The organism is [Clostridium] celerecrescens 18A (assembly GCF_002797975.1).
GTDB classification, from domain to species: domain Bacteria; phylum Bacillota; class Clostridia; order Lachnospirales; family Lachnospiraceae; genus Lacrimispora; species Lacrimispora celerecrescens.
The window spans coordinates 4017662-4032551 of the sequence record NZ_PGET01000001.1; the positions used below are offsets into that span (position 1 = coordinate 4017662).

The following is a 14890-nucleotide window of genomic DNA, read 5'->3' on the forward strand; positions in this document are numbered from 1 at the left end:
AATGTCTTTAAGCCAACATCTTTATTATTTTGCTAACATCTAAGGCTTTTTTTACCTTATCAACTAATTCCAGTTCAGCCTTATAGGAGATAGTTGTCATAGGAATTTTACTTGCTTCATTCTCAAATTGTCTTATATATGGATCAATAAAAGAAATATTCGTTCTATTCGAGATTTCTGTCGCAGCATAATAGTGAATCTCCTTTGGAGTTTGTTTTTTCAAATCTTGCGTAATAGCAGTACGGATCTCCTCATCAAGTTTTGCTAGTTTTTTTAATTCAGCCGTTATTACTTTGAATGCATCTATCATGTGAGGACGAGTTTCTTTATAAATCATTGATGAGCTATCTATTCCCGTTTTGGAAGTGTTCCATGGTAACATTTCTGGATATTTACTTGTAAAAAATACAAATCCTCTAAAGGTAGCATAATCATTATGATATTTTATTCCTTCATTATCGCTATCATCTTTCCAGGTTGTCAACGATGTTTTGTCAGCAGATAATATTTCTCTATTATTACAATATACATACCAACCAGCTTTATCTGGATTAGTCTCTGTTGAAATACCTGCCAATATCATAACAGTTATATTATTCGAATCAAAAGTATACTTATATGGCATGACATTCCCGCCCATAGCAATAGACAAAAATGAACCTTCAATTTTACTTCCATTAATTGTTATAGTTAAACCATTCTTAATTTCAGAATTTGTTTTACGTCGCACAGTGTTTATAATTTCGTTAATAAATGCATTATAATGAAAGCTTTGAGAGATACCAGAAAATAATTTTGTAACTATAATCGTAGTTCCACATTCCTTTTCATCATAGTTGACTGTATCGTCAGACGAAACAAGCGGAAAGTCCCATTCATCTTCTTTCATCCAGTCAGCGACATTCACTTTTAAAACAAACTCAGAATTTTTTGATTTAGAAGACACTTCAAACTCTTGCCCCATTTTAAACAATGCGCGCTTCATACCAATACCAAAGGTTCCCGTTGTTTCAACACGTTCTTCTTTATCTCTTGCTTCTTGCGGCTTCCCAAATACAAATGCATAATCAGTAGCAATTGCTAAATCAATTCCTCCGCAATTATCTTCTATTTTAAATGATTCTTGGTCAAAATTTACATGAATGTAATAATCATTGTATTTTGATACCTTTTGTCTTTTTATTCCATCTATAGAATTATCTATAAGCTCAACTATTGCATCTGGTAGCAATATATCTCTAGTTATCATCGAAACAAAAAATTCTTTTGTAGGCCCAGCTTTCACTTTATTAATTTCACTCCTCATATCATACTTTCCTCCTAGTTTATGTAAAATTATATAATATATACAAATTCCATATTAACATTGAATTTCGGATAAGCAATCTCTGATCTTTATCATAGCCTACACTCGTTAAATCGGGAGAATTAAAATGAAATTGAGTATTCCGGATACTATTGAACCAGCTGTCCGGCGAACGGGAGCCAGTACAAATAAGTATGATTTGGCTAAAATAAAGTTATTATTCAACATAAAATTTGTAAAGGCTGCTTCGCACCGCAGAAGCGGCAAGGCCTTGACAAATTTCCTGTTTCATAATTGATAGTAATTAAGCCAAATTAAAGTGGCTCTTTACCGCCGGAACGGTGGCTCTCATTTTTCCGGAAGCATGGCTCTCATCAACAAGAATATTCATGAAATAGTAGTTATCCTGTAATTATCCTGTAACCATCATTTATTTCAGTAAACATACGATGATAATAATCATGAATTAAAAGTACTTAATTATATGAAATTATATCATAATTTGTCAAAAAGTGTAAATAAATTAACTTTAAAATAGTAAATAACCAGATCACAAATTATCTATGATCTGGTTATTTGATATATAAGCGGCGGAACGAACACTAGCATTATAGGACCCTCTCAATTAAATCATCAATTACAGAATTAATTCTACCTAAAGCACTAATCCTCTTGCCACTTCCAATAATCTTTTAAATCCTTCAACAACTTCATCCTTATCTGACTTCGCGCCCCAACTGATTCTTATTGCCTCGGAAATTCTTTCAATATCCAATCCCATTGCTGCCAAAACATAGCTTGGACTATAATCACTTGATGTACATGCCGAACCATTAGATATACCACAGTACTGTTTTGAGGATAACATCAATGCTTCCGACTCGACACCTTTTATACTTATATTTAAAGTATTAGGCATACAATATTTTTGATCGCCATTAATTACATAATCTAATCCCGTTTGTTCCAATATAGTCAAAATAGACATCTTAATTTCCTTGTAATTATTCCAACTGCTATTATATTCAGATGATGCCAATTCACACGCCTTTCCTAATCCAGCTACTAATGCAACCGGTGTCGTACCAGGCCGTATTCCATGCTCTTGTTGGCCACCATACATTATGTTTTTAACTGGAGGGAGCTTGTAACGCTTTTTTCGCAAAATCAATGCTCCTATTCCTTGAGGGCCACTTAATTTATGAGCACTTAAAGAAAGCATGGTATATTTTAGTTCTCTTAACTCAGGAACAAGTTTCCCACAAGTTTGTGTTGCATCAACATGAAAGAATATCCCTTTTTCGGATAGAAAATCTCCTATTTCTTTAACAGGCTGGATCACGCCGTTTTCATTATTTGCGTGCATAACTGATACCAAAAGGGTATCCTCACGTACAAGGCTAGTAATTTGATCCGCATTAAATCTTCCACTTACATCGGGATTCACAATATCTACTTCAAATCCATCATCTTTAAGGCTCTTTATCGTTTCCAAGACAGCCTTATGTTCGATAGAGGTTGTAATTACATGCTTTTTCCCAGTTATGTCAGCATATTTTTTCAAACCAAGAATTGCAATATTATTGCTTTCCGTGGCACCACTTGTAAAAAATACTTCTCCACTATCAACACCTAATAATGTAGCAACCTGCTTTCTTGCTATTTCAACAACCTTACGAGCCCCTTCACCAAAATCATGTGTTCTGCTATCTGCATTTCCATATTCATTTTTATAAACCTCCACCATAACCTCCAAAACTCGGTTGTCAATTGGGGCAGATGCATTATAATCCAAATATACGCTCATTATTTTCCCTCTAAGACCAAATTCATCAAATCATCTAAGTTTTTTATAAAGTTTGTTCCTGACAAATAGGCGATTCCTCGCTCAATATGTAACTTAAAATACTTCGCCAAAGTATATTCATCTGTAGGAAGACCCATCTTTTTACACCATGCGATCATCAATGCGTCATATATTTCGCTGTACTCTCCTCCAAATGTATACCAAGATATTTCCACATTACTATCTCCATTAATAGAGATATCTGTTGGCCTTGTATTTTCAGATAGCGAATAACATAGTGCCCATCTGCAAAGTACATTCCAGTTCTGGATACCGCACTTTCCTTTTAATCTGCTTAACCGATCCTTAGATGCACTGGATAGCTTAATTTGTTTTACAATCACTTTACAACACCTCCCCACGAAAAATACCCTGATTCTATAGTGGTCTTTTTATCCTTATCACTATATTTTAGGGTATATTCATCTCCTACGCTTTCCCTAATCAACTCGTAATATGTTTCATCAATCTCTGAATCCGTAGAAAGAATAATTGTCTGATCACTTGCATTGGGAAAATATATCTTAACCAGTGCCTGCCTATGTGATGAATCCAATCTAGAAAGAGGTGTGTCTATGATTACCGGCAATCTTTTCTTAGAGCAAATTGCCAATGCCCACAGTAATGAAATGACCATTAGTTGCTTTTCTCCTGCTGATAATCGCTTTTTTGCAACTTCTTCACCGCTGTCGCTCAAATATCGTAAGTCTAATGTTTCAGAATCCATTACTATTTTTTCTACCATGTTCTTCTTATTAGCCAATTTTTTATAGCAATCTGTCATTGTTTTGGCTAATAAGTCTGTCTTTCTTTCCTGTAGCCGGATTCTATACAAAGAAATAATTTCTATTGCCATATGCGCATATTTCAACGTTCTTTCATCAGCATCTACTGTTTCCAAAGAAGTTAAAACACTCTCAGCCATTTTATTAAACTTTGACTCGGCCGCCATGGAAACTCCATGCAATGTTTTTCTATTACTATTTAGGCTTTCCAATTCTACTCCTTTTTCAATAATCTCTTTTTCGAGAGACTTAATTCTTTTAAACAAGCCACTCAATGCCTTTTCATCAATATCCACTGATAAATAATTATCAATTTCTTTTATTCTGCTCTGATATCGATCTTTTTCAGCCAATAATTTTTTTGCTTTTTTTGCACTATTCTCAAGTCGGCCATTATTTAATGAAATAACTTGATATAAGGTTGAATCGGAAAGCTTGTACAGATCTTCCTGATTCTCTATAAGCATTTTTTCTTTAATAAAATCAACGAATGTTCTAGTATTAGTAGTCTTATCGGAAAAAACATCATAGAGATTTTGAATTTTTTCCAACGCCATATGGTTAACTTTCTGTTCATGAGCAACTTCACCCTGTTTCTGAATATCATTTAACAAGGGTGTTACCATTAAAAGAGGCAATTCACCTCCTGCCATATCTATTAATAATTCCTGGCTGCTTATGAGAGAAGACATATTTTCATGACGCTGGCTCATCAAGTCATGCTTTTGTTCGATAACATCTCCGCCCTTTACAGAATATTCCGTATTTTTATTTTCTAATTCAGCCTGTAAAGCAATCAATTGCTGACTAATTTCCGCAATCTCCCTATCCGTTTTCTCTAAATCTTTAATCGCATCGTTCTTCTCTTGACGTAATTCTTCCAACTTTTGAAGATCCTGATTAACAGTACTTCTTCTTCCGATCTTACTTATAATCTTTCCTATATCACCCTCTAATACATCTAAAACGGAGATTCCAAGCATAGCCTTAATAGATTCTTTCATCTGCTCACTTGTATCCTCTACTGCAAGTTCCGCAATTTTCTCTCCATCAAAAAAGAAGAAGTTTGACAAAGCACTAGGTAATATATTTTCAACAAACATAGGCCAATTCTCTGTCAAAAAGGCATTCTCTTCTCCATTCCTTTTAACCCATATTCGTTCTCTAACTCTCTGTCCTTTACCCTCCCACTCACGATGCACGAAATAGACTTCACTTTCAGTTCTATCCATTGTAAATTCAATTTCTACATATGATTCGAGCGTATTATCGGACTTGTTTACATATGATTTTAAATATTGTCCATATGTCTGAAATTTACTTTCTCTATATGCAAATGAATTCGATCCATACAGGGCTAGTAACACTGCCTCAAGAATAGTCGTCTTTCCACGGCCATTCATGCCACCAATCAGCACAACAGGCTTATTTCCATGAAATTTCAATATATTTGTGGACGCATACACTCCAAAGTTATGCATCACTAATTTTTTAATTATCATTCACTACAATCCTCGTCTTCATCATCCTCTTCAGGTTCATCATATGAACTATCCAAGACCTTCTCATTATATTTTCCACCTAACTCTTTCTTTCTTATTACTTGATTTAAGTAAAATTCAGTCGCATCTTTTTCATTCTTATAATAAGTTCTCTGAATAATGTTTTCTAAAGAATCTGTAATGCCTTTTCGTTGGTTTAAACTGTTTGATCGATTTTCAATATCAATCAAACTGTATGCCATCTCAAATGCAAGTTCTTCATCCGGGTATAATTCTGAAACAACATTCTTCAATATATCCCATTCCTCACTCTTGAACGCATCTGAAGCGATCCATTCAGGATCATCAAACTTTTTTCCTAGCACTGCTTCATAAATACGAGGTAGGGAATCATCAAACTCATGCTTATCAAATACCCATATTCTTCGTATATTTCTCAATTCCGGTAATGTGATTAACTCTAAGTTTTCAAACTCTTTCGGACCATTCTCGTTAATATCTTTTTGTATTTCCAAAAGATCTCTCAACCACTCTTCACGTACTTCTTTTAAATAAGGGCCATGATGTAACTGCTTATAGCTTCCCTGCAAATATCCTGCCATCTTACGGAAGCCTCTCTTTTCTCTATCACTTTCCTCATCTCCAAACTTATTTCTAAACTCTAGAAGCGGTGTCATCCATGCCTTTTCATCATCATTTGCAATCATCGCCTCCATAGATTTGTCTTTTTCAACCATTGTACAAACCCAACAGCCAAAACGACTCTTCCCACAACTCGGGAGCCCTTTTTCTACCATCATGGGACATTCTCCATCCGCTGTAGCACCTTTATAAAGTGTAAGCAATTCTTTATTCGAATAGCCCCATGGATTCTTATATTGCATTAAAAACACCCAAACATCATTGTCGTTCCAGTCCTCCAAAGGAGAAAACACCAGTTCATTTACCATAGACTGGTTTGGGCTTAGCAACTCTCTAACTCTTTTCTTTTCATAATAAGCCATAGTTTGGGCACGCCTTGCGCTTTCCGCTTTACGCGTGCCAATCACCATAATAACCTCTCCATGCTCTGCTATTTTCTCCTTTACAAATGAATTAACAGGCTGGATTTTTAATCTGTCAGTACACCAACGAAGCTTTTTCCTAGGAAATGGATATCCTTTTCCAATTAAATTTACCCAAAATGTATTATTATAAGCTGGTGTCAATGAATGCGTCAAAAATGGAAGTCCCTGCTCTACAGCTGCCTTGTCCATTAGATTCAAAGAATTTTGAACCCATTTTGAAATTACTGGTGACTCAACTAATGTATCTGTATTTATGATATGGACCGGCTTCTTTAACTGTTCTTTAGGTAAAGTACTAAGTGAAAGCCATACCAACTGTAATGTTGCAGTGCTATCTTTTCCTCCAGAATATCCAATTACCCATGGAATATCATCAACCAAATATAAATTTCTTACTGTTTCCATCAATCCAACTATTATTTCTTTAGTAATCGTTACATCCCGCTTGTTAACTTCGCAGGTCGCACACTTTTCTGCCATCTTCCCATCTCTCCTAGATATTAATAGACCCAAGGAATTGATTTTCCCTATGCTCTTCATCCTTTGAAAATTCAAGTCCAATTTCTCTTTTGATTCGATTTGCTGTAAGCATTATTGCTTTATTGCTTGTTATGATTTTTCCATCAGCCCTAATTACTCGTAATTTCCACTGTACTGCACTTCTTTTCCAATCAATGCTCTGAAGCTTCAAAAGAACATCTTCCATTTGACTTTGAGGATTATTATAAAAATAATTACCAATGATCCCAAATGCCTGTATCACAACACCTTGAGTAACAATATAGTTTTCTCGCAGATCCACTTTAGAAATTTCATGGTTCATTAACTCATTCCACTGAATAATATTTTGAACAATGTTTGTCCAAAATTTACACAAAAATCTTTCAGCTGCATCCGATACTTCAGTACAGCCAACAATTCTTTTATTTGCTGTATAGAAAGTATTTAATGTAAACAAGTTAGATGAAAACTTCCCTAATATATCCCTTTCCTTATCCGTATAATCATTTAGAAATTTTACCCGTGAGACGACATTCCTATTAATAACAGCTAGTGCATCTCTTGAATCATATAATTCTGCAATAGAATTAGATGTCTTGACGGCATGCTTGTTTAAATCAGTAAATAGCTGTTGACTTCTAGTTAAGCCTAAATCCTCATAAAGTACGACTGAAATAGTTTCTGTACCAAGTGAAGCGTCTTCATTTAAAGCATCTAAAATGGCTGCTTTTCTATGTTGTCCATCGTTAATCAAAAGGCGAGCATCCATAGCAACCTCTAAAATACCCGTTCCCAGCCCATCACTGCTTTCATGAAATTCAAATTCTCCATCTATTGAAGCTGCTAATGCTGAAAATGCATAAGAATCCCTATTTTCAGTTATATACCTACTAATAACCGGAATTCTGGACTCATTCATTTTTCTTTGGGCCCTATATTCCGGAAGAACATATTCTTCTGTATTAGGGAAAAGTTTTGATAACATTTTTAAAGGCACCATGGCTATATAATACTCTCTTCGCGCTTGTTTACCTCTTACCACTGGAAATTTGTACGTATAATCCATAATTCCTCCAAAATAAATAAGCTATACTTAAGTAGACTACTTAAGTATAGCTTCATCATTGTTTTTAGTCAATTAAAACCCTTATCTTTCTTCCAATATTTCCTTTGCATACTTCCAGAAAGCGTTATCTTTCATATAGATTGGATCTTGAACATTTCCTATTTTAACAATGCTTTCATGTTTCTTTAAATTTTTGATATCACTACAAATGCGTGACTCATCTGAGCTTCCTGGTTGTGTGTTGAATACAAACCTAACATCTGCATTGGCTAGGTCTGCTACATTATGAATTACCCACGAAAGTATATACTTTGAATAGTCCTCTTCCTTTGTCACAAAATGTTTTAGGAACTGCGTTGAAAGTATAGTTCCCACTCCAAATTCTCGGCCTTCCTTTAAAATCTTTCTCAGTGATGGGTAACATTCACGAAGAAAGTTATCTGCCTCATCTACCAATATGAGTTTATTCATTTGGCGATAACTGCCTTCTAACTTGCTGTGCCCCGCCGCCTGCATCTGCGAATAGAACAGATCCAGTGTCAATGCAACAACAAGGTTTTGAATATCCGCATCATATCCCGACATATCGATAACTACTACGCCATGAAGAAGATCAAATAAAGATTTTGTATTTGATGCTACAGGTTCAAAAATTTCAAACATTGAGATTTTACTCAATATCGCATCAAGCACATCTCCCTTCTTTATATCTTCATCTAAATCATAAATTTGGTATATATTGGCAAATGTGGGTGGCTCATTAGCCCATGTAGAAGAATCTGCTTTTTTAATTCCGCATCTTGAATATGCCTCATCAATACAATTCAATAAAATATTCTTCTGCTTTGGACCTAATGAAGAATTTACTTTTGCCAAAGTATCAACAAAGGTATTTGCCGTATGTACTGGCAAAAGTGGCTTTGGTGTTTCAGACCATGCCAAAGCCAATGAATTAAATGGTAAATGATATGGTCTATATACCTTTGCATCAGTCAGTTTTACAAAATCCGTTTTTGTTTCGTTATAGTCTCCTTTATAATCAAAAATAAGGATTCCTACATCATCTGATGCAATATTTGCTGTACGTTTCTGATAAATCTGTGCAATTAATGACTGTGTAAACTGAGTTTTACCAGTTCCCATTGTACCTATAATACCAGTATTCGTATGAAAAAGAACATCTGTATTATTTGGTTCCCAAATAACATCCATACCATTTTGCTGGTTCACGCCAAATTTCACTCGGATTCCCGGAGAAGATACTTCTAACTTATTCATTTCCGAAAGCGTATTTTGAGGCTCATCAAATGGCTCATCATCGGGATTTCTCTCTTCTTGCTGTCCAGAACATTCACATATCTCTTTATCTTGTGTATTCTTATCCTGCTCAAATTCTGTAACATTTAACTTGGAAAAATCTCCTGTCAAACCTGAAATATCTTTCTCATTAAACAGCATGAATTCATTATCTTGTCTTAAAGCTATATTATCAGATATCTCATCTATAGTTTTTAGAATCAATTCAAATTCGTCATATTCGAGCATTTCAATAAAGTTAATAGCATCTTCCTTAAATGATGTCCGGCGTTCAATATGTGCCTTTCTAAAAGAGAGAACAGCACCCTTTCCCAAAACCTCTCGAATATCATCAGATATTTCATACTCCTCATTTAATATCGCTTCTCTAAACTGATCAATTACAATATCCCATTTTTGTGAGTCATCTACATGATATACCTTCATTTTTTTGCAACTCGTAACCAAAAGTTGCATCAAAAAGTTTCTATTTACTTTGTATAAAATTGTTCCTACCAATTCATCATTAGGTGCGAATGCTTGCTTCAAACCATTAGCAGTAGACGCAGACTGTTCAAATGCCTTTTTAATTACTACATTATCATTTATTCCCGTCTTTACCTCAGTTGGATACAAGTATATTTTTAATTTATCCGCATTGTAATTCAATCCAATGAATAATAAATCGTCACTCGTCGGTCCTTTTTCGAATCCAAGATTTTTGGCTGACAAAATACTTTCGTCCCGTGACAAACCTGCTCCTCCAGACACTCGTAACATTTCTTCCAAAGAGATAGGAACCCACAGAATATCTGGATGACGCAAGAATGCCAACATAAATTTGATTGCAGCAACAATACTAATTTTTTCTCTAGAAAAAGTTGAATCCTTATTTGCTCCTACCATCTTTTTAGACGACACAAGTCGTAGCAGCCAATCTCCGTTGATTGCATTAAAAAGATTTATAATATTGGAAATATCCCGAAGTTCTGCATCTATACCTTTATCTTTCAAATATTCTTGAATTACTTTTGAATATTGCTTTGACTTTTGAGTTACTGTTATCGCATCATATCCACTACTAGAAGTATACTGATCACTATAATGAATTATCAACAAATCACTATTTGCTTCTTTTTCACTGAAAAAATCCAAGTCTACTTTAGGATTCACAAATACAACCCAGTTTGAAGCGTCATATATTCCATTCATCTTATCTTCCGCTTTAGAATCTATCTGTGTAGATATACTACTCCCTGAATAATATGGATTTCCTGTCGTTCCTACTTGTACTAGTGCATTATATTGTTCCGTTAATTCAATTAGCTTTGTACGTTTCGCATATTTTGTTCCAAATCCTGTTCTGTATTTCTGCCCATACTTACTAGAAGGTACCCCTGATAAAATTCCTCCAATTGATGCACCCGTCTCAATTTGATTCATAGTTGCAATCTCAGATGTCACCTCAGATTCCATTTCATAAAATGATATATGTGCATAGGCATAATTTTTCCCTGTGTCTTTATAAAAATAACATGCAACATTCTTTGACATTATGCCTTCAAGATTGTTCATTGTAATACCACTTACAACCGAAAGCTTCATATCAGCTAAATACTTTTTGAGCAGCCCATAATCTCTCAAATTTGAAAAAACATTTCCTTTTTTATCATCTGTATAAACATGAATCTCAAACCTCATTAGCTGATCTACGTCTGGCTGACGATTAACCGAATGAATAAAATACTGAGCAATTCCTATAAAGACATCACTGCAATCCCCCATATTAATCAGATTAATCTTAATTGTCTTATTATTAATATCCTCAAAAATGTATTTGAAGTGTGAACTAAACTCTACAATTTTTTCTTCTACAAGTTTCGGAACATATCTTCTGCTGCCACGATATTTCCTGTTTTCAGCTGGAGCATAATACTTCCATTCTGTAGAATATAATTGGTCGGAGACCTTATAAATTTTTTTATTTCTTCTTATATACGGTAACAAATTAATAGAGTTTAGTCTGTCAACAACAATATCCGATGCTGAATCTATAGATTTTTCTTTCGCCAACATCAACTGATATTCAACGTTCAGTGGATGTAATGGTGTAAGAAGTATTTCATTATCTTCATTTCCAACTGATATTGATCCCAAGAACAATGCTTCTTCCTGTAACTTTGAAAATGGCTTACCTTCTTCCAACGTTACAAACACCTGCTTAAATGCCTCCAAATATTTCTGAGCTGCTTTTTTAATTTCCCCTCCCATATATGCCAAAGTTGGAACCGTAGATGCTGACTTGTAAGCTGCCAAAAAATTCAAATATGAATTAAGCAAATTACTTTCTATTTCTAGATTAACCTTTTCAATCTTAACTTGCTCTGATGCATAAAAATGACGACACTTTCCATAGGTAATTCCATCATCAACTATCTGCTGTTCTATGCGTAGTTCACGGAGTAAATTAGCCTTTGCAAAATACTCTTGTGATTCCTTATAAATATGCAAATTATCAATAAATTCAAAATTACCCTTTGTGGCGATTTTATCTCTAAGAATTTTTCTTCCTGTTATTTCCACACTCTTTGCTTCATCTGGAAAAAGTGAAAATGGAACAACTATTCCTGAAAAATTAATTTGTATATTAATACCGCATCCATAATTTGCAAGCTCGTCCTCTGAGGCATACAAATGTAAACGTTCATCATAGTTACAACGATACTCTTCATTATCATCTAACTTTTCTGACATATTTTTCGCGCCATTTTGGTTAAATATCAAATCAGTTCCAATTCCAAGCAACTTGATACTTGATTTAGATTTTGTTTTTTTCCAATTAATGATAAAATTTCTTTTTATGGTCTCTGCCAAATATGTTGCATAAAGGTCTAAAATACAAATTTTAAAAATATATGTAATATCATTAGCTGTATCAGTAATTTCAATCTTATGAAACGATATACCGCTTCTATTAAGTTCAAAAACCAGATTATTTGCCTCTTTTACAAAAGAAATATCATCTGCTGAAATATCATTATAATGTACCTTGACATTACATGCCACACGAATATGAATCATTGGATATTTATCCGGATTAAAAATAATCATACTCCGTCTGCGTTTTTTAGTTGTCATGGAACCTTCGTTGCGTATCAGTACTTTTTCATCCAATGCCAATGACTCCAGTGGAATTTCTCCATATATGGTAATATCTTCAAGATCTATTTGTAATGGATTTTCTTTTTTCGCCTGCTTCTTTTCCATTGCTGTCAAAACTTCTGCATAGGTAAACAAAGTACTCCAGTTCTCCGGATCATCTTTACGAGTACGCTCAATTCGGATAATGAAACTATCTTCAAAGTCATTAGACAAATCTGACTCTAAATTTCCAAATCTTATACTACGATCAATCCTCTCAAAAAACTGATTGTTCTTCTTCAATTCCTTATCAATCTGCATCTTACCAAAATTGGAGAAGTCCTTCTTTCCATCAACATAAAACAATCTGAACCCCGGGAAATTATTCCGGGCTACTAACCCGCCACTCATAATTGATAACAAATCTTTATACTCATAAAGTGATGTTTTATCGCTGAATACATCACTTTCTCTACGGCTCAATTCAAAATCTAAAATACGTTGCTCTAAAAAAGTGAGCTGTGTACTTTCCTCTGCCATCTTTCGAATTTCTTGCATAAGATTACCCGGATAAAACGGCATACCATTAGCAGTCATATTTCTAGAACCACTCTTAGCACTATCAATTGGATTTGAAGAAATCATCAAAATAGGTTTCTTAGCATCATTTGCTGCATTTCTCAAGGTTGCACATAAAAAATCATTTGTCATCCCATTAATCTGTGAAGCAATAATTATTTCATCATCAACAACTTTCAGGGTATACGTTCTATATACAGTGCCATCCATACACTTGTACGAATACTCTCCCAATGTTTTATTTTGCTCAGACAGCTTTCGAAGAGATTCTGTTACCCCTTCAACCATATCCCCATCGTCGAGTTTTAGACAGAAACTCTCCCCTAATTGCAAAATTCCTTGTGACGAGATTGCCTGAAAATAACCATTTATTCTTTTAGCTATAAAATCATAAAATTCTCTTAACATACTGTGCATCTCCACTATCACTCTTTTTATCAATCAGATTTAATTTTGTAAAAAACTCCTGTAATAATTCCTTGGAAGTATTATCTAAATAAATCCCCCTATATTCATATTCTTTATAAAGATCTATTAATCGAATCCTGTCTTTATCTTGCAATGAAATTTTTGTAAGAAAAATAATGTCTCGTTCTGTAAGATTAAGAACCAATCCAGATTTTTTACGATTCTTTACCCAACGTTCTTTGCAAAAATCCGAAAACTTCTCATTATAGAACTGATTTGCTCGTTTTCGATCCGTATTAAGGAACTGTTCCTCTACACACTTGAATAAATGCCTAAGAGCTTTATCCGTTTTCGATCCACCTTCTGCATAAGGAATTTCATCAAATTTTTTATAATCTCCGACACACGAGGTATATGCATGCTCTGCACTTTTTATTTCTGACGCAACAAATTCATCTCTACTTTCATTTGCTTTCACATAATTTTGTAAATCTATGTAGTCGCACATTAGATTTATATCATCATGCTGGTTAATAATTTCTAAAGTAATCGCATGGCTAAACATATGATTGATTTTTGCCTGTAGATTTTCCCAGCCTTCAACACAGCACAATCGGTTTTTATTTACTCTTTCCCAATCTAACGCAAAATATAGGGGTATTGGATCCTCTCTCTTTCCCATACCAAATTGGTCTAGCGTGATGCACGTTTGAGAAACATAATAAAAATAATATAGTGCCAAAAGATTTGACAGGTCTTCCAATGAAGTCATCCCGGTATCAAGCATGAAGTAAAAATCTTTTTTAAATTTTTCTTGAACATTCGTAATTATTGGATAGTAAGGCTTTTCCTTTCCCCTTTCTAATTGTTTAGATTCGATACTATCTATTACCATCTTTTCCAACACGTTATATGGATATTTATCAATAGCTTCTTTTATTATTTTACGGTCTGCATCACCAACTCCCATAACACATGACATGAAAAAAGCAACTCTATCAGCACTTTTATTCTGAACGTTGGTTTGATATGGATATAAGCCAATATTCTCGGCAATAAAATCTCCACCTCTAAAAAATAGATTAGATATTAAATCTTGAAAATATTCAAGGTCCTCTGCATCTATATCAATGTTACTGATCAACCTTTGACATAAAGACTCTTCATCTATATCCTCTGTTTCCAAATCAAGCGCTTTTCTAAAAAAACCACTGATAATTTCTTCCATATCATAGACTATAGGCGCCTGAGATTTTCCACTTGCTTTGTATGGGAATAATTTAAAGGCATTATCAGGATAATGGGACAATCGCAATGAATCTAAAGACTTCTCTTCTTTTTCCTTTACTTTAAAGCTATCTTTAAATCTTAACTCACTAAATTTGTAGTTCAC

General features: G+C 34.2%; 8 protein-coding genes. All 8 read right to left on the reverse strand.

Translation table 11 applies throughout. The features are described 5' to 3' along the window. Positions 1-7 precede the first annotated feature (7 nt). Entirely contained in the window at positions 8-1306 is a 1299-nt protein-coding gene (locus tag H171_RS18250) for an ATP-binding protein (protein ID WP_100306401.1), read from the reverse strand. 655 nt (positions 1307-1961) lie between these two features. Next, a complete protein-coding gene (locus tag H171_RS18255) occupies positions 1962-3113 on the reverse strand; it encodes a cysteine desulfurase family protein (RefSeq protein WP_100306402.1) in 1152 nt (383 codons plus the stop codon). Further along, the gene (gene dndE, locus H171_RS18260) at positions 3113-3496 is read right to left on the reverse strand and encodes a DNA sulfur modification protein DndE (RefSeq protein WP_100306403.1); all 384 of its coding nucleotides are present in this window, start codon (positions 3494-3496) and stop codon (positions 3113-3115) included. Before dndE ends, H171_RS18255 begins: the two co-directional genes overlap by 1 nt. Further along, the gene (gene dndD / locus H171_RS18265; RefSeq protein ID WP_100306404.1) at positions 3493-5439 is read right to left on the reverse strand and encodes a DNA sulfur modification protein DndD; all 1947 of its coding nucleotides are present in this window, start codon (positions 5437-5439) and stop codon (positions 3493-3495) included. The genes dndE and dndD overlap by 4 nt, the downstream gene beginning before the upstream one ends. Then, positions 5436-6986 carry a DNA phosphorothioation system sulfurtransferase DndC gene (gene dndC, locus H171_RS18270; RefSeq protein WP_100306405.1) on the reverse strand — a complete coding sequence of 517 codons (1551 nt, stop codon included), beginning with the start codon at positions 6984-6986 and terminating at the stop codon, positions 5436-5438. Before dndC ends, dndD begins: the two co-directional genes overlap by 4 nt. A 13-nt stretch (positions 6987-6999) precedes the next feature. After that, entirely contained in the window at positions 7000-8073 is a 1074-nt protein-coding gene (dndB, locus tag H171_RS18275; protein WP_100306406.1) for a DNA sulfur modification protein DndB, read from the reverse strand. An 81-nt stretch (positions 8074-8154) separates the two neighbouring features. After that, complete coding sequence (locus H171_RS24630; RefSeq protein WP_157803188.1) at positions 8155-13497, reverse strand: helicase HerA domain-containing protein; 5343 nt, start codon at positions 13495-13497, stop codon at positions 8155-8157. Continuing rightward, on the reverse strand, positions 13478-14890 hold the full coding sequence (gene dptG, locus H171_RS18285; RefSeq protein WP_100306408.1) for a DNA phosphorothioation-dependent restriction protein DptG: 1413 nt from the start codon (positions 14888-14890) through the stop codon (positions 13478-13480). Before dptG ends, H171_RS24630 begins: the two co-directional genes overlap by 20 nt.

Coding starts and splice junctions, on each gene's coding strand:
- H171_RS24630 (WP_157803188.1), bottom strand. CDS start 13,497: ATGTTAAGAGAATTTTATGATTTTATAGCTAAAAGAATAAATGGTTAT.
- dndC (WP_100306405.1), bottom strand. CDS start 6,986: ATGGCAGAAAAGTGTGCGACCTGCGAAGTTAACAAGCGGGATGTAACG.
- H171_RS18255 (WP_100306402.1), bottom strand. CDS start 3,113: ATGAGCGTATATTTGGATTATAATGCATCTGCCCCAATTGACAACCGA.
- dndD (WP_100306404.1), bottom strand. CDS start 5,439: ATGATAATTAAAAAATTAGTGATGCATAACTTTGGAGTGTATGCGTCC.
- H171_RS18250 (WP_100306401.1), bottom strand. CDS start 1,306: ATGAGGAGTGAAATTAATAAAGTGAAAGCTGGGCCTACAAAAGAATTT.
- dndB (WP_100306406.1), bottom strand. CDS start 8,073: ATGGATTATACGTACAAATTTCCAGTGGTAAGAGGTAAACAAGCGCGA.